The organism is Lentzea kristufekii, from assembly GCF_033949925.1.
GTDB classification, from domain to species: Bacteria; Actinomycetota; Actinomycetes; order Mycobacteriales; family Pseudonocardiaceae; genus Lentzea; species Lentzea kristufekii.
Window position 1 is genome coordinate 272,511 of sequence record NZ_JAXAVV010000011.1, and the last position, 15,047, is coordinate 287,557.

Genomic DNA, 15,047 nt, shown 5'->3' on the forward strand with positions numbered 1-15,047 from the left:
GGTCAGGCCCGCCGGCTGGGCGGCACGTACTCGAACGTCGGGCCCGCTGTCGCCGTCCCGTCCTCCAGCGGCGTCGCCATCAGCGCCTGGGCCTGGGCCTTCACCTGGTACATCGTGCCCACGGTGGCGCCGAGGCGTGCGGGTTCGCCGTTGAACGCCTCCTCCAGCTGCTGCAACAACAGGCAGTAGGTGACGTTGAACCGCTCCTGGGCCACGCGGATCTCGCTGCCCTCCGGGTGGTCGGTCGTGCGGGGGTTCGGCCGCATGGGCATGACCGCGTCGAAGTCGACCACGATCGGCTCGCCGGTCGGACCGGACTGCGGCGTGTCGCCGGTCTGGTAGCGACGGCCGTGCTTGAGCTCCTGGAACCGGTAGTAGTGCGCCACCTCGTCCCGTTCGGGGTGGAAGACGTCGCGGTCGCCGTCCCAGACGTCGGTGCGCGCGGCTCCCTCGCCCTGCTCGGTGATCTCGGTCAGGGCCGCCAGCGCGGACTTCAGGTCGTGCACCGGGACGACCGCGCCACCACCGCCGCGCAGGTGGAACTCGCCGACCTGCCGGGCCGGGTCGCCGGTGAAGACGGCGTCCTCGCCCAGCTCGTCGCACAGCCTGCGAATCCCTGCCTCGATGGCGGCGTAGAACTGCCCGATCGTCTCGTACTCGTCCGCTTCGGGCGGTGCACCCACCGCAGCGGGCTGCTCGATCCGCAAGAACAGCTCCAGGGCCTCCGCACCGAACGGGACGAGCTGGACCTGGAGGGACCGGTCGCCGTGTGGCAACGGGTGCGGGTACCCCGGCAGCAGCTCAGGGGCGTCGAGCCTGGGCTCGCCACCGACCGCGTTGAGCAGGTTCGCCGCGAGCGCCAGGTGCAGCATCTCCTCCGCGAGCACGCTGCCGACCACCTGCACGGCCTCGGCGTTGCGGCCAGGGTCCAGCGAGTACAGCGCACACAGGTACGGAGGGATGGTCGCGTGCTCCAGCTCGATCGCCCACTGCAGGTGGCGGCGGAGATCCTCGACGGTCTCGATCGCACCACCCGAGGGCCGCAGCTCGACCACGACGCGGTAGGAGGCGGGTTCCGAGGTGATGTGCAGAGAAGGATCGTCGAACATGCGCTGCAACGAAGCACGCCACTCGGCGTTGACGACGGCCCTGTCCAGATCGGTCCCAGAGCTCCACTCCGCGACGTGCACGAACCGCGCGTCCGGCCCGCCGGCGAGCGGCCTGTGCAGGCGGGAGCGCACGAAGCCGGGTTGGGCGGACATGATCCGCGCGTTCTCCCGGTACACGTCGACGAAGTGCTCGGCCTCGTCGGCCGGCACGGTGTAGTTCTTGATCACGACGACCGGCTCGCTGGTGCCGGTGCTCGATTCCAGGGAGTGACTCACGTCCAAGAAGACCGGACAGGCCCTGGATCTGTGACAGCCGATCTCGACGACGGATGAGATCCCGCCGGCCGTCGCGTATCAGTCGGCGAGGCCGGGCAGGTGGTAGCCGGTGCGGTCGTCCCACTCGATGTCGTAGTCGTCGAGGCTGAAGGTCCAGTCCGCGTCCGGCACCGCGCCGCGCAGCGCGGTGACCGCGGCCAGCCAGTGCACCAGCGACGCGACCGCCCGGTCATTCGAGCCGGGCAGCTTGGTCGACCCGTCGAGCGCCGTTCCGGACTCCAGCCGGTCGTAGAGGTGCAGCCCCTCTTCCAGGGAGAACGGCGCGTTCGCGTTGTAGGTGTCGACGACCTGGCCGACCGCCGTGAGCTCGGCGTCGGTCAGCGGGGTCGCGCGGCGAGCCGTGTAGTAGAGGGAGACGCTCACGCGGGCCACCCTAGCGGGCTCCGCTCGGGATAGGTGCGAAACGACAGATCCGCGCTCGTGCGCGACCTCGGTCACGCACGAGCATCCCGAGGATCGCTGACCGTCCGGCCGACAGGTCCCACATCAGACGGCGGACGCCAGCACGGGCGAGGCCGCGTCAGCGAACACCGGCTGATCTTTCACGTTCCGGCCGCGTCCCGTGTCGTCAGCTGTTGCGCAGGATGCGGTAGCCGAGCCGGGGTGAGAGCCGCATGAGCGTTCGCAGCAGGCGGACCTTGCCGATGTGGATTTCGTCGGAGTCGCGGCCGATGCCGGCGATCACCGCTGCGGCGGCGTCAGCGGGACTGATCTTGCCGCTGCCACGCCCGAGGGTCATGTCGGTGTCGACCAGCGGCATCACCGCGTCGATCACCCGGACGTGGGGTGCGGAGTCCTGGCACTGGTAGCGCAGCGCACGGCTGAAGGTGCGCACCGCGGCTTTCGTGGCGCAGTAGACCGGCGCCGAGCGTTTGGGTGCCAGCGCGAGGCCGCTCGTGATCGTGACGATCGCGGCGGAAGGGTGTCGGCGCAGGTGGGGGAGCAGCCCGGTGGCGAGCGCGACGACGGCGTCGAGATTGACGGCGATCTCGCGGCGAAGAACCGGTCGCAGCGCCGTGGGGTCGTCGGCGAAGAAGTCGGTGGGCGTCTGCACGCCGGCGTTGTTGATCACCACGGAGACGTCGGGCCGGCGTTCGGTGACGTCGCGGACGAAGGCGTCGACCGCCGCCGGTTCGGCGAGGTCGACAGGCCAGGCGTGGACGAGGTCGCCGTGTTCGGCCACCAGTGACGTGAGGTGGTCGCGGTCGCGCCCGACCGCCACCACCCGCCCGCCGCCCGCGACCAGTTGGCGGGTGAGCTCGCGGCCGATGCCGCGTGTCGCGCCCGTGACGAGAGTCGTGGTTCCGGTGAGGTTCATGCTCTTGTCTCCTTCGCCGGCTGCCGGGTGAACGCAGACCGGTAGGCCGCGGGTGTCATGGCGGTGCGGCGTTTGAACTCGCGCGTGAGGTGGGGCTGGTCGGTGTAGCCGCAGGCGAAGCCGACGATGCCGAGCGGGTGCCTGGTGTTCATGAGCAGATCTGCGGCGGCGTCGGCACGGGCCGTGGCGAGCAGAGCGGTGAACCCACCGGCGGGCTGCAGGGTGCGCTGGAGGGTGCGTGCCGATATGCCGAACCGGGCCGCCAGTTCGCGCAACGTCCAGCCGCGGGCGAGATCGCCGGCCAGGAGGTGGCGTGCGCGCGAGGCCACACCGGTGCCGGTGAGCTGCGCAGGCGCCTGTGGTGAGCTTCCGGACCAGGTGAAACGCCAGAGCGCGGTGCCGCGACCGGCCTCGGGAGGTGTGAGAACGCCGTCGGCGTAGACCACCTGGCGGTGCGGTTCGAGCGTGACGACGACCCTGCGGGTGCCGATCGCTGTCATCAGCGCCGCCAGCACCCCGAGTACGAGCACGTCCTCGGCGGGCTCCGGCCGCGCTCCGGATCGTCCGACGTGCTCGGCGACGAGCTGATCAGCACACGCCGCGCGGACGACCACGCGATGACGGGAGTGGACGAAGCGCTCGAGCCGGCTCCACCGGTCGAACAGGTCGGAGGGCGTGCGGGCGGCCGTGAGGGCTGAGATGGCCGGATCGGGCGGTAGCTGTGGGAGGTACTGCCCGACGCGCAGCAGCGGGAGCAGGCCGTGCGTCCGCGTGATCTCCGTCAGCAGCCGGCGCTTCGCGGCGAGCGGCACGAGCGCGCCGACCGGTGCGAGGGCCGGGACCGCGATTCCTTCCGCGGCGAGTGCGTGCCGCACCGCGGCGACCAGGACCGCGCTCGCGAATTCGTCCACCGCTCTCCCTCAGCTCCGATTTGCCACGGAAGAACGCTAAGCCAGGTCGCGGACGTGTGTCTTGAAGGATCACGCCAGTTCGCCGCCGCCGAGCACGGTTCCGTGCGGCACGTGGTGCAGGCGGTGCTCGCGTCGGCCGTGCTCGTGCTCGAACCGTCCGTGCTGGCACAGCAGATCGGTCATCCGCCATCCGTCGGCGACCACCTGGGTCTGGCGTGGCTCGCCGCGTCGGTCGCGACCGTGGCCGGTGCGCGGCTGGAGAGCGACGAGGCGGTGCGCAACGCCGCATACGGCTACCGCCAGCAGGAGCGCCGCGAGAAGCTCCACAGGTGACCACCCCTGGGAATTCCGCCTGACCCGCCGATCGGCCGTCGCGGTCGGCGGCATCTGAACCAGGCTGCCGACTGCGAGTCCAGGACCTGCGCGTCGATCACTCGATCCGGCGACCTCACGCCCTCCCCGGGCGCGCCGACTCGTCCGATGTGGACACGACCGGCACGCTGTCACAGCGTCGCGACTGAGACACGCGGAAGGAACGACGAGCGAATGATTCGAATCGTGCCCGCCAAGGACCAGCACGTGCGGGTGACCTGGGCGCTGCCCCGGCACGAGCCGCCAGGACCGGTGAGCGTGGTCGGAGACTTCAACGGCTGGACACCGGGAGCGACCGAACTCCGCGCCCGCTCCAACGGCAACCGCACCGCGGCGGTCGTCGTTCCGCGCGGCACGACGCTGCGCTTCCGCTATCTCGGTTCGAACGGTCACTGGTTCGACGACTCGGACGCGGCGGCACAAGACGACCGCGGCTGCGTGATCACCGTCTGACGGGTCCCCGGGTCAGCCGGCGAGTGAGGGCCGCAACGATCCGCCCCGCTGTGGCGATTCCCCCATGAGGGGGTATGCGGACATGCGGAGGTATCACCATGCATGCGACCAGACGGCTCACCGCGGCTGCGGCTGTCGTCCCTCTCATCGTGTTGAGCACGGCAACCGGGGCGTCGGCGGCGCCCTTCTCACTCGGCAGTGATGTCCTGGTCAGCGGCGCCTCGACGCTGACGGCCTGTTCCTACGGTGCGTCGGCTGACTTCTCCAGCGCCTACGACAACACCGAGGTCGAGCCGCAGGTCGCGGTCAACCCGGCCAACCCGGACGAGATGATCGGAGCGACCCAGCAGGACCGCTGGCCGGACGGCGGCGCACGTGGCCTGACCTCGTGGATCACCCGCGACGGCGGCGTCTCGTGGAGCAAGCTGCCGGACGTGCCGTGGAGCGGCTGCCAGGGCGGTCCGACCCGGTTCGGCCGCGTCACCGACCCATGGGTCTCCTACGACATGGCGGGCAACGCCTACTTCATCGGTCAGCCGATCGACTCGGCCGCGCTCGGCCTGTCCGCGATCTCGGTCACGAGCCTCGACCGGACCACCGGGACCTGGCGGCCGCCGCAGATCATCCAGGAGGACTCCGGCGATCGGGGCGTGTTCAACGACAAGGTCTCCATCACCGGAGACCCGACCCGTCCCGGTCACGCGTACGCGACGTGGCTCCGCGGGAGCTATCCCAACGACGGCAGGCAGCACCCGGCCGCGGACCTGCACTCGTTCGCCTATCGCGGCAAGCCGATGTTCTCCCGGACGACCGACGGCGGGCTGACGTGGTCCACCCCCGTGCCGATGCGCGACTCGAACACCTACTTCCAGGGCAACCAGATCGCGGTCGGCCCGGACGGCACGCTGTACAACGTCGCCGCGAACCTGTTCACCGGCGCGGGGTTCAACGACAAGGGCGTCTACATGAGCGTCATGACCTCCCGCGACGCAGGACTGCACTGGTCGGCGCCTGCGAAGATCGCGCCGATCCAGTTCGCCCAGCTGTTCGTGCCCGACGACGACTTCCCGATCCGGGCCGAGGACTACCTGCCCGACATCGCGGTCGACATGATCACCGGCGCGGTCTACGTGGTCTGGTCCGACGGGCTCGGCACCACCCTGAACAAGGTCGTGCTGGCCAAGTCCACCGATGGCGGCCGGCACTGGAGCGGTCCCACCGTGGTCGCCACCGGTGGCCCTGGAGTGCAGTCCTACAACCACGCGATCGACGTGTCGGACACCGGCATGGTCACCCTGACCTACTGGGACGACCGGAACAACGTTCCCGGTGACGGCGTCGCCACCACCGACATCTGGGTCCGCCACTCGCACAACGGCACCCAGACCTGGCAGCCCGAACAGCACCTGCACGGACCGTTCGACCACTACCGGGCACCGATCTCGTACTTCGCACCCGGAGACCCGCGAGGCCTGTTCCTCGGCGACTACATGGGCCTCGAAACGATCTCGGGCAACAACACCATCGCGTTCTTCACCTCGACCATCGGCGACGGAGCCGACGTACACGCTGTGCGACTCAACCACAGCTGACCAACGCCGACGGGTGCGAGCGGCCCGCTCGCACCCGTCACCCGGCCCGAACACCTGGTCATCGCTCGGACCTGCCGTTCGCACTCAGTCGTAAACGCCGGGCGACGACGCTGCGGGCCACCTGGACGACCGGCTGGTCGCGAACGAGCGCGTGCGCGCGCAGCCGCACCAGGGCTTCGTCCATCGGCACCCCCATCCGGACGGACAGCATTCCGATGGCCTGGTGCACTTCGGCATGGCCGAACAGCACTGCGCCGGGCGGGGGAACATCAGTGCGGAGACGGGCACTGGCGAGTTCGTCCAACAGCAGCAACATGACGACGTCGGCCAGGACCTGCATGCCGGACACGTGCTCCGGGGCCAGCGGCCCCGGGCTCGTGCGGTGCAGCACGAGTGCGCCCAGCCTCACAGCACCGCTGCGCAAGGGGAAGGCGAACAGCGCGCGTGCCCCTGTGGCGCCGGCAGCCAGCGTGAACAACGGCCACCTCCGGTGGTTCTCCCCGGAGTCCAGATCGGGAACCAGCACCGGAAGACCGAACCGGACCGCGTCGTCGCAGGGGCCTTCACCGAGGACGAATCGCAGGTCCTCCAGCTGGTCGCCGATCTCGTTCGTGGAGTACCGCGACCCGCCCCTGCTCGTGCCGTTCATCAGGGTCAGCTGAACACCGCTCACCCCGGTCAGGCGAACACACGCCTCGCACGCCGCCTCGCTGGACACCGCGGTACCGCGAGCCGCCGCATCGTCGGCGAGCAGTGCCCGCATCCCCGCCAGTCGCTCACCACTCACCGACGCCGCCTTCCGCTACCAGGTGGTGTCCCACGACGAGCGTCTCACAGCGGACGAGACCACGTCCGCGCCGGGAAACCCCGTCCTCGACGGGTGAGCGCGCCGCGCAGCGCTCTGACGTTGACGCTCGGACCGGGACCAGCGGAAACAGTGGTCCAAATGTCTACAGTGGACAGAACTCCTCGGTCGGGGCGAACACCGGGGACTCTGACATCAAGCTGCAGGCGCGCCTGCAGCTTGATGTCCGCCGAGGCGCTGTGCGCGCGGTGGAACGCGTGCCAGATTCGTGGCATGCCTGAGAACGAGCAACGATTCGACCGCATCGGGAAGCTCGACATCGTCGTCCAGAACGTCGCCTCCTTTCGCATCGATCCGGCGTCGTTGGCTCGGCCGGACCGGTCGCTGGTCCTGATCTGCAGCCCCGTCAAGGAATCGGCGTTGCGGCAGCGCGGACGGGCGGACGTGTTCGACGAGATCGTCGTGACCTCCGACTTCACGCCCGACGGGCTCGCTCGCACGGTCGGCGCGATCGTCGATCGGCACGCGGGGGAGACCCGGCTGCTGTGCCACGACGAGTACGTGCTCGGCGCGGTCGCGGTCGTGCGGGAGAAGCTCGGCATCACCGGTGACCGGCCGGTGAACGTGCGGCCGTTCACCGACAAGCTCGCGATGAAGGCGGCGCTACCGGGAATCAGGATGCCGAGGCACGCGCCGTGGGATGCCGATGCCTACGCCGAGAACCCGGACTCCTACGTCGCGCAGGTCCTCGGCATCGTCGGCCTTCCCGCGTTCGTGAAGCCGGTCAACGAGTCGGGTGCCGTCGGCGCGGCACGCATCGACACGGCCGACGAGCTCAGGAACTGGGCGGCGAGCGCGGGGCCGTGGGAGTTCGAGATCGACGAGTTCGTCGAGGGAACTCTCTACCACGTCGATTCCGCCGTGCGGGACGCCGAGGTCGTGCACGTGCACGTCAACCAGGACCTGCACCCCTGTCACGAGTACGCGGACGGCAAGGTCAACGGCTCGTTCACGTCGCCCGGCGACGATCCCGTCGTGCCGGTTCTCAAGGCGTTCAACGACAAGGTGCTCGCCACCCTCGAGCACAAACCCCGCGACGGGGTGTTCCACCACGAGATCTTCGTCAACGCCGCAGGAGAGCCGATCTTCCTGGAGATCGCCGCACGCGCACCCGCCGCGCTGATCCCCATGACCGGGCGTATCCGCTGGGGCGTCGACATCGAGCAGGCGCTCTTCACCCTGCAGCGCGGTGAGCCGTTCACCTCGCCCGCGAACCACCGCGGCCCGTTCGCCGCCTACGTGTACTTCCCCAAGAAGGCTGGCACCGTCACGGCGCTGAAGAGGCCGGCGATTGCCTCCGACCACCGCTGGACGTGGAACCTCGCGGTCGGCGACGCGCTGACCGACGCCACCGACATCCGCGACTTCGCCGCGTCGGTGCTGCTGTGGAACGACGACTTCGCGGCACTGCGCCGCGACCTCGACCTCCTCGACACCGCCACGGTGTTCGAGCTCGCCTGATCCCGCTTCGCACACCACGGCCGGGCACTTCCGCCCGTCCGTCGCCTCACCCTGGAGGAAAACGGTGAAGTTCATCGACTACGGCTTCGTGTTCACCCGCGAGGAGTCCGAGGCACTGGGCAAGGTGCTGCTGGACGTCGAGTCGCACCCCTACACCGACTACGACAAGTTCATGCACGAGCTCTCCCAGCTGCGTGACGACCGCGAGGTGCCGACGAGGTTCGCCGACTTCTGCGAGGCCTCGATGCTGCGCGACTTCGCCAAGGAACCGTTCGTGGTCATCGGCAACGCGCCCATCGACCCGGAGCTTCCGCGCTTCAGCGCCGAGAACCCGGTGCACGACAAGTACCAGCTCAAGAAGACCTGGGTCGCCGAGGGTTTCCTCGGCATGTACGCGCTGCTGACCGGTACCGAGATGATCGGTCACGCGGCTACGGCGTGCTGTCCGCGCACCTGATGGCCGACGGCACGCAGGCCGAGGTGGTCGGCGTACCCGCGGGCGGCAGCGCCGAACCGGCGTCGCACGCGACCGTCAGCGCGCGCCGCCACTACTTCCACATGAACGGCCCGAAGATGTGGGAGTTCGCCACGACGACGCTGCCTTCGGCGATCAAGGAAGCGGTTATTTCCACCCGCGCACGCTGAACCAGGGCGAGTTCACCATCCCATGAACCGTGCTCGTTCGCCGTTCCAGACTCGGCTCGTGACGCCCCGGCCATGACGAGGTCCGGGGCGTCGTCGGGAAGTTCGCAGCTCAGGCCCAGATCATCGAGGACAGGGTCAAGGTCGCGGACAAGCCGTAGCCCGTAAGCCGGATTGACGCCACCCGTCGTCATTCATACATTCGAGTCCTGATTGTATGAATGACGAGGGGTGGTCCGCGTGACGCTGGGCAGAACCGCCGTCGTACTCGGTGGCAGCACCGCTGGTCTGTGCGCCGCCGGGGCGCTCGCCCCCTACTTCGACCAGGTGGTGGTGCTGGAACGGGACGAGCTCCCCGCCGCCGCGGAGCACCGGCGTGGCGTGCCGCAGAGCAAGCACCCGCACTTCCTGCTGAACTCGGGACGGCGCGCGATCGGGGCGCTGTTCCCCGGATTCGAGGACGAGCTCATCGCTGCGGGCGGGTTGCACCTGATGCCGTCTCTGGACGCCGCCTACCTCGACGGGGAGGGCTGGTCGGCGCGCAAGCGCGGGGCGATGACGATGATCTACGGGTCGCGGATCCTCATCGAACGCGTGTTGCGCGACGCGGTTCGAGTTCTGCCCAACACGACCATCCGCGAGGGTGTCTCGGTGCACGGCCTCACCACGCGGGACGGGGCGGTCACCGGGGTCGGCCTGTCCACGTCCGCCGGCGAGGAGCACCTCGAAGCCGACCTGGTGGTGGACGCGATGGGGCGCGGGTCTTCGGTCAGCGGCTGGCTCGTGGCCGCCGGATGGCCCGAGCCCGAGGTGCGCACGCTCGACGCCAAGGTCACCTACACCTCGCGCTGGTACGAGCTGCCCTCACCGGCCGAACGACCGGCGTCGTGGTGGTGGCAGCACCTGGTGATCATGCCCACCCCGGACAAGGGGGAGCACCCCGCGGAGCACGAGTTCCTGGTGAACTTCTTTCCCATCGAGGGGAACCGCGTCATCGCCTGCATGGGCTCGTGGGGCATCGACATGCCCCGCACCACCGAGGCGTTCGTCGAGTCGGCGCGCCGGGTGCGGACGCCGTTGTTCGCAGCCGCGATGGACCGGTGTTCACCCACCTCGGAGGTGCACCTGACCCGGTCGACGGGCAACAAGTGGCGGCGCTACGACCGCTTGAGCACACCTGGTCTGGTGTTCGTCGGCGACTCGATCTGCGCTTTCAACCCGTTCTACGCACAGGGAATCAGTTCTGCGGCGATGTCTGCGCTGTTGCTGCGCGAGCACCTGTCTCGCGCGCAACGCCTCGACGCGGAGTTCTACACCAGGTTCCTCGTGGCGCAACGCAAATCGCTCACCGTGCCCTGGTCGCTGGCCATGGCGAGGGACCAGGGCTACGAGTGCGCGGTGGGCACCGAGAAGGTGCCGGAGTGGTGGCGTCGCGTTCTCGCGGCCATGTCCGGCCCGGCTTTCAGTCTCATCGTCGGTGCGGCGCGTGAGTACGAGGTGGTCGACGAGCACTTCGCGAAGGTGTTCAACATGGACGAATCGCTGGGTGAGATGATGCGGAACCCGAGGGTGATCGCGGCGCTCGTGCGCTACCGGATCCGGACGGCGCTGGGACGGCAGCGGATTCCCTTCGGGTTCGATCCCCAGGCGGAGCCGCCGGCCACGGACTACTCGCCGGACGGTGCCGCGGCAACGGTTGCCGCGCGATGAGCGCCGTGTGCGGGCCGGAGGCGGAAGCCGTCGCCCGCGGCCTCGGCTTCGACTGCCACGACGTGTCACCCGTGGCGTCGGTGCGGTTTCCGTGGGATCTCGTGCACTGGACGATGCCACTGCTCGAACTGCTCATCATCGGCGGCGCCGTTTTCGCTCTGGTGCACGCGTTGCGCCGCTACCGCCACGGCGATCCGATCAACCTGGCGCTGTGGTGGACGTCGCTGGTGTACCTCGCGGTGATCGAACCACCGCTGTATTTCCCGGAGTGGTTCGGACTCAACGAGATCTACGGTTTCATCTTCGCCCACAACCAGTTCACCGTGCAGTTCATGTGGGACAGGTTGCCGCTCTACATCATCGCGTTCTACCCGGTGATCAGTCAGCTCGCCTACGAGCTGGTGCGGTCGCTCGGCATCTTCCGGCGCCGAGGCGCACTCGTGGGGTCGGTCGCCGTCGCCTTCGCCTGCCAGGTGTTCTACGAGGTGTTCGACCACATCGGACCACAGCTGAAGTGGTGGGCCTGGAACCCGGACAACCGCATCGTCAACCACCCCGCGCTGGCAGCGGTGCCGATGACGAGCATGCTGCTGTTCGCGTCCGTTTCGTTGGGGGCCATGACCTATCTGGTCGTGCGCCTGGTCGGCGAGCGCCGCGGGCGGTCGTTGGTGCCGCGCGTTCTGCTCGCCGGTGTCCTCACGCCACCGACCATGGCGATCGCGGGCATTCCGTCGAGCTTCTTCAGCGGCAACGCCACCGCGCAGGCCTGGGTTTTCGGCGTCGAGCTGGCCCTGGTGTGGCTGGCCGGTGGCTGGATCGTCATGTCGCAGCTGAGGTCGCAGGGGCCTGGTGAACCGCTGTCGGACTTCGTCCGGATCTACCCGGCCGTCTACCTGGGCGGGATGGCGGTGTTCTGGATCAGCGCTCTTCCTGACGGCCCACCGATGGCAGGCGCGCTCTACGCGCTCGCCTGTTTCATCGGGGCCGGTCTGTTGCTCGCGGCGCTGCGTCGCGTGCACCGGAAAGCACCTTCCACCGTCTGAGCCAACGCTCTCGTGGATGATGGTGCGCATGGGGTACCACGGCTGGCAGGGCAACCCGCCCGGCACCGAGGACGAGGCACGCCGCCGGATCGTCAAGGCGGCGATGGCTTGCGTGGACCGCGTCGGGCTCGCCAAGACCAGCATGTCCGTGGTCGCCGCCGAGGCGGGCGTGACGCGGCAGACCGTCTACCGCTACTTCCCACGCCTCGCGGACATCCTCAGCGCCGTCGCGCTGGCAGGCGTCGAGGACTTCGCCGCGCGGATGGCACGGCACCTCGCCTCGTTCGGCAGCCCGGCCGAGGTGGCCGTGGAGTCCGTGGTGTTCGGCGTCCTGGAGGTCCCGCGGGAGCCGTACCTGGGCTTGCTCCTGCAGGCGGGCGAATCCGACTTCTTCACCGTCGCGGTGACCTCCCCTGAGTCCTTCGCGCTCGGCGCGCGCATCCTCCGCGACGTGCCGGTGGACTGGGCCGGTGCCGGGATCGCCACCGACGACGAGCTCCAAGGGCTCGCCGAGATCCTGATGCGGCTCTTCCTGTCGTTCCTGCAGCATCCCTCGACACCGGCGCTCACCGACGACCAGCTGCGGGCTCTGGTCCGCCGGTGGATCGGGCCCGCTCTTCGGTAGCCGTCCAGGTGGCTGGTTGGTTCTGCTGGGCTGGGTCCCAGCGATGGTCGGTGCCCCACCGCCAGGAGGCCCGCGCCGTGGCACCGGGACAGATGGCTCCGTTCAGGACGGAGACTGCTCTTGGATTTACGCTTGCTGTTGGGCGCGAACGGTTTCACGGTCCGCGCTGGTCGCCGACGGTGCGGTGCGGGGCCACGTCCAGGCATACCGCACGATGAGGGCGAGAAGGATCAATTCCAGCACGATGCCAAGGCCGTAGAAGTACAGCCAGGACTCGCCCACCGCGTTGAACGCCGTGACGGGGACGTAGAGCGAGGCGACGGTGAGGTTGGTGACGCGGTTCGCCCGGGCGGGCAGCGTCATCGACAGCACGACCATGAAGATCGGGACGGCCATGAGGGTCAGCGCCGTGGTCGAAAAGGTCTGGGAGAGGCCGAACTCGAAGACCTTGCCGTCGAGGATGTCTTTGATGACGCCGGGCGTGAAGAAGTTGAGAATGTCCACGTAGGCGTACAGGAACATGAAGCTCGTCCACGTTGCGGCGAGCTTGGCTCTCACCGGGATCCGCTGGTCTTCCAGTGTGGCGGTGGCGGGTTGACGTGTTCTCATCATGGGCTCCGTTGTCGTGGTGAGGATCGGTAGGTCCACGATCGCTGAACCCGGCGGCGGGCGCCCCAGCCCGGAGGCTGGGGTTCGCCTGGCCGATGGCACGGTCCCTCTCCTGTTCTTTCGGCGGGTACGCCGAGGCGCGCCGATCCCTACGCTGGAGCCGTGGTCACTGTCCGGCGCTCCATCTGGCACGAGCCGCAGCCTGCTGACGCCCCACCCATTGGTCGGCTCGACTGGCTGCTGGTGGGCGTGGTCGCGGCCGCCACCTTGGTCGAGGGCATCGCTCGGCCGGGCTTGGCGTGGCAACCCCTGGTGACGGTGCTCGCCCTGGCGCTGATGCCTGCCCTGCTCTGGCGGCGAAGCCGCCCCCTGACGGCCGCCCTGATCGGGTGGGGCGTCGCCGGGCTGCTCTCGGTCCTCCAGCTGACCGCGCACGCCGGGGACCTCGGCCTCTACTCCACCATGGCCGTCCTGATCCTGCTCTACTCCCTGGTGCGGTGGGGCTCGGGACGGGAGATGGTCCTGGGGACGGGGTTCGTGACAGTCGTCGTCGCGCTGGGGATGTACGCCTCCTCCGCAGGCTGGGCCGACGTTTTCGGCGGGATCGTCCTCTTGCTGTTGTTCGTCGCCCTCGCGGCGGTGTTCCGCTACCGCGCGGACCTCTGGCATCGCCAGCAGCGCGAGATCCGCAATCAGGAGCGGGTGGCGCTGGCGCGCGAGCTGCACGACACAGTGGCCCACCACGTCTCGGCCATCGCGGTGCAGGCGCAGGCCGGTGGTGTGGTCGCCGGCATCCAGCCTGAGAAGGCTGCCGAGTTCCTGGCCGTGATCGAGTCTGAAGCGTCGCGAACCCTGGCGGAGATGAGATCCGTGGTGCGGGTGCTGCGTGAGGAGGAAACCGTCGCCTACTCACCGCAGCCGGGTGTGGCGGACCTGCCTGCTCTTGCGCGCGCCGATGCGACGCCCACCGTCGAGGTCTCGCTGGACGGTTCGTCAACTCGGCTGGCACGACCCGTGGACGCCGCGCTGTACCGGCTCGCGCAGGAGTCGCTGACCAACGCCGTACGGCACGCCCGGAGCGCGACCCGCGTCGAGATCGACGTACGCCGGGAGGGCGACGCCGTCAGGCTGCGTGTCAGCGATGACGGACAGACCGAGCCGGGGCCGGCCCCGGAGCCCGGGTTCGGCCTGCTGGGCATGGCCGAACGCGCCCAGCTCCTCGGCGGATCGTTCTCCGCGGGGCCGGGGCCCGAGGGTGGCTGGGTGGTCGAGGCCGTGCTGCCGGTGGAGGCGTTGGGATGAGCATCCGTGTTGTCGTGGCCGACGACCAGGACTTGGTCCGGACCGGGTTGGTGTTGATCCTCGGCGCACAACCCGACATCGAGGTCGTGGGGGAGGCACCAGACGGGCTCACAGCGCTCGACCTGGCGACCCGGCTGCGTCCCGATGTCCTCCTCGTCGACATCCGGATGCCCGGGCTCGACGGCGTCGAGGTGACGCGGCGCCTGGCCGGGCCGGACGTGACGGACCCGATGGCGGTCGTCGTGATCACCACCTTCGACCTCGATGAGTACGTCCTCAGCGCCCTGCGCGCCGGCGCCCGCGGCTTCCTGCTCAAAGACGCCGGTCCGGCGCTCCTCGTGCAGGCCATCCACGCGGCGGCCAACGGGGACGCGCTGATCGCCCCCAACGTCACCAGCCGGCTGCTGGCGATCTTCGCCGGCCAGGCGCCGGTGGTACCGGTCCAGCCCATCGACCCGCTCACCGAGCGCGAGGAGGAGGTGCTCGCGCTGGTGGCACGGGGCCGGACCAACGCCGAGATCGCCACCGAGCTCTTCGTCGGCTTGAGCACGGTCAAGTACCACGTCGCATCGTTGATGACCAAGCTCGGCGCACGCAACCGCGTCGAGATCGCGATGTGGGCATACGACACCAGACGCGTGAGAGCCACTTAGCGGGTGCAGATCGCAGCTTGACACCCCACAAGTTGCGCGGCGGACG

At 69.2% G+C, this 15,047-nt stretch carries 17 protein-coding genes; 11 read left to right on the plus strand and 6 right to left on the minus strand.

Going from position 1 to position 15,047, the window contains the following annotated elements; all coding sequences use genetic code 11:
* Positions 1-2 precede the first annotated feature (2 nt).
* From SK571_RS23755 to SK571_RS23770, 4 genes are all read right to left on the minus strand, one after another.
* Positions 3-1,385 (minus strand): ferritin-like domain-containing protein, encoded by a 1,383-nt coding sequence (locus tag SK571_RS23755; protein WP_319986290.1) that lies wholly within the window; start codon positions 1,383-1,385, stop codon positions 3-5.
* Between the two features lie 78 nt (positions 1,386-1,463).
* On the minus strand, positions 1,464-1,808 hold the full coding sequence (locus tag SK571_RS23760) for a hypothetical protein (RefSeq protein WP_319986291.1): 345 nt from the start codon (positions 1,806-1,808) through the stop codon (positions 1,464-1,466).
* 205 nt (positions 1,809-2,013) lie between these two features.
* Complete coding sequence (locus SK571_RS23765) at positions 2,014-2,763, minus strand: SDR family oxidoreductase (RefSeq protein ID WP_319986292.1); 750 nt, start codon at positions 2,761-2,763, stop codon at positions 2,014-2,016.
* Positions 2,760-3,674 (minus strand): AraC family transcriptional regulator, encoded by a 915-nt coding sequence (locus tag SK571_RS23770; protein WP_319986293.1) that lies wholly within the window; start codon positions 3,672-3,674, stop codon positions 2,760-2,762. Before SK571_RS23770 ends, SK571_RS23765 begins: the two co-directional genes overlap by 4 nt.
* Positions 3,675-3,728: 54 nt before the next feature.
* Between SK571_RS23770 and SK571_RS23775 the strand changes: the two genes are divergently transcribed.
* The 3 genes from SK571_RS23775 to SK571_RS23785 all read left to right on the plus strand — a co-directional run bounded on the left by SK571_RS23775 (position 3,729) and on the right by SK571_RS23785 (position 6,091).
* Complete coding sequence (locus SK571_RS23775; RefSeq protein ID WP_319986294.1) at positions 3,729-4,007, plus strand: hypothetical protein; 279 nt, start codon at positions 3,729-3,731, stop codon at positions 4,005-4,007.
* A 213-nt stretch (positions 4,008-4,220) separates the two neighbouring features.
* Positions 4,221-4,499, plus strand: coding sequence for an isoamylase (locus SK571_RS23780; RefSeq protein WP_319986295.1), 279 nt, complete (start codon positions 4,221-4,223; stop codon positions 4,497-4,499).
* A 149-nt stretch (positions 4,500-4,648) separates the two neighbouring features.
* Positions 4,649-6,091: a sialidase family protein gene (locus SK571_RS23785; RefSeq protein WP_319986296.1), complete on the plus strand. Its 1,443-nt coding sequence runs from the start codon at positions 4,649-4,651 to the stop codon at positions 6,089-6,091.
* Positions 6,092-6,149: 58 nt separating this feature from the next.
* Here the strand turns inward: SK571_RS23785 and SK571_RS23790 are convergent, their stop codons facing one another.
* Positions 6,150-6,878, minus strand: coding sequence for a GAF and ANTAR domain-containing protein (locus SK571_RS23790; RefSeq protein ID WP_319986297.1), 729 nt, complete (start codon positions 6,876-6,878; stop codon positions 6,150-6,152).
* A gap of 291 nt (positions 6,879-7,169) precedes the next feature.
* On the opposite strand from SK571_RS23790, the gene SK571_RS23795 reads away from it, so the two are divergent.
* From SK571_RS23795 to SK571_RS23820, 6 genes are all read left to right on the plus strand, one after another.
* Positions 7,170-8,417: an ATP-grasp domain-containing protein gene (locus SK571_RS23795; protein WP_319986298.1), complete on the plus strand. Its 1,248-nt coding sequence runs from the start codon at positions 7,170-7,172 to the stop codon at positions 8,415-8,417.
* Positions 8,418-8,481: 64 nt separating this feature from the next.
* Positions 8,482-8,874, plus strand: coding sequence for a hypothetical protein (locus SK571_RS23800; protein WP_319986299.1), 393 nt, complete (start codon positions 8,482-8,484; stop codon positions 8,872-8,874).
* Positions 8,856-9,062: a hypothetical protein gene (locus SK571_RS23805; protein WP_319986300.1), complete on the plus strand. Its 207-nt coding sequence runs from the start codon at positions 8,856-8,858 to the stop codon at positions 9,060-9,062. The genes SK571_RS23800 and SK571_RS23805 overlap by 19 nt, the downstream gene beginning before the upstream one ends.
* A 237-nt stretch (positions 9,063-9,299) precedes the next feature.
* The gene (locus SK571_RS23810; RefSeq protein ID WP_319986302.1) at positions 9,300-10,769 is read left to right on the plus strand and encodes an NAD(P)/FAD-dependent oxidoreductase; all 1,470 of its coding nucleotides are present in this window, start codon (positions 9,300-9,302) and stop codon (positions 10,767-10,769) included.
* Positions 10,766-11,812, plus strand: coding sequence for a hypothetical protein (locus SK571_RS23815; protein ID WP_319986303.1), 1,047 nt, complete (start codon positions 10,766-10,768; stop codon positions 11,810-11,812). The genes SK571_RS23810 and SK571_RS23815 overlap by 4 nt, the downstream gene beginning before the upstream one ends.
* Before the next feature lie 28 nt (positions 11,813-11,840).
* Positions 11,841-12,437 carry a TetR/AcrR family transcriptional regulator gene (locus SK571_RS23820; protein ID WP_319986325.1) on the plus strand — a complete coding sequence of 199 codons (597 nt, stop codon included), beginning with the start codon at positions 11,841-11,843 and terminating at the stop codon, positions 12,435-12,437.
* A gap of 126 nt (positions 12,438-12,563) precedes the next feature.
* Here SK571_RS23820 and SK571_RS23825 read toward each other — a convergent pair whose 3' ends face one another.
* Positions 12,564-13,049 carry a DUF6326 family protein gene (locus SK571_RS23825; protein ID WP_319986326.1) on the minus strand — a complete coding sequence of 162 codons (486 nt, stop codon included), beginning with the start codon at positions 13,047-13,049 and terminating at the stop codon, positions 12,564-12,566.
* 159 nt (positions 13,050-13,208) lie between these two features.
* Here SK571_RS23825 and SK571_RS23830 point away from each other — a divergent pair, with 159 nt between their 5' ends.
* Together SK571_RS23830 and SK571_RS23835 are read left to right on the plus strand one after the other, a co-directional pair.
* Positions 13,209-14,348: a sensor histidine kinase gene (locus SK571_RS23830; RefSeq protein ID WP_319986304.1), complete on the plus strand. Its 1,140-nt coding sequence runs from the start codon at positions 13,209-13,211 to the stop codon at positions 14,346-14,348.
* Entirely contained in the window at positions 14,345-15,001 is a 657-nt protein-coding gene (locus SK571_RS23835) for a response regulator transcription factor (RefSeq protein ID WP_319986305.1), read from the plus strand. Before SK571_RS23830 ends, SK571_RS23835 begins: the two co-directional genes overlap by 4 nt.
* Positions 15,002-15,047 lie beyond the last annotated feature (46 nt).

Excerpts from the sequence above, each read along its gene's own strand:
- SK571_RS23765 (WP_319986292.1), bottom strand. The coding sequence starts at position 2,763 with ATGAACCTCACCGGAACCACGACTCTCGTCACGGGCGCGACACGCGGC.
- SK571_RS23780 (WP_319986295.1), top strand. The coding sequence starts at position 4,221 with ATGATTCGAATCGTGCCCGCCAAGGACCAGCACGTGCGGGTGACCTGG.
- SK571_RS23795 (WP_319986298.1), top strand. The coding sequence starts at position 7,170 with ATGCCTGAGAACGAGCAACGATTCGACCGCATCGGGAAGCTCGACATC.
- SK571_RS23815 (WP_319986303.1), top strand. The coding sequence starts at position 10,766 with ATGAGCGCCGTGTGCGGGCCGGAGGCGGAAGCCGTCGCCCGCGGCCTC.
- SK571_RS23820 (WP_319986325.1), top strand. The coding sequence starts at position 11,841 with ATGGGGTACCACGGCTGGCAGGGCAACCCGCCCGGCACCGAGGACGAG.
- SK571_RS23825 (WP_319986326.1), bottom strand. The coding sequence starts at position 13,049 with ATGATGAGAACACGTCAACCCGCCACCGCCACACTGGAAGACCAGCGG.
- SK571_RS23835 (WP_319986305.1), top strand. The coding sequence starts at position 14,345 with ATGAGCATCCGTGTTGTCGTGGCCGACGACCAGGACTTGGTCCGGACC.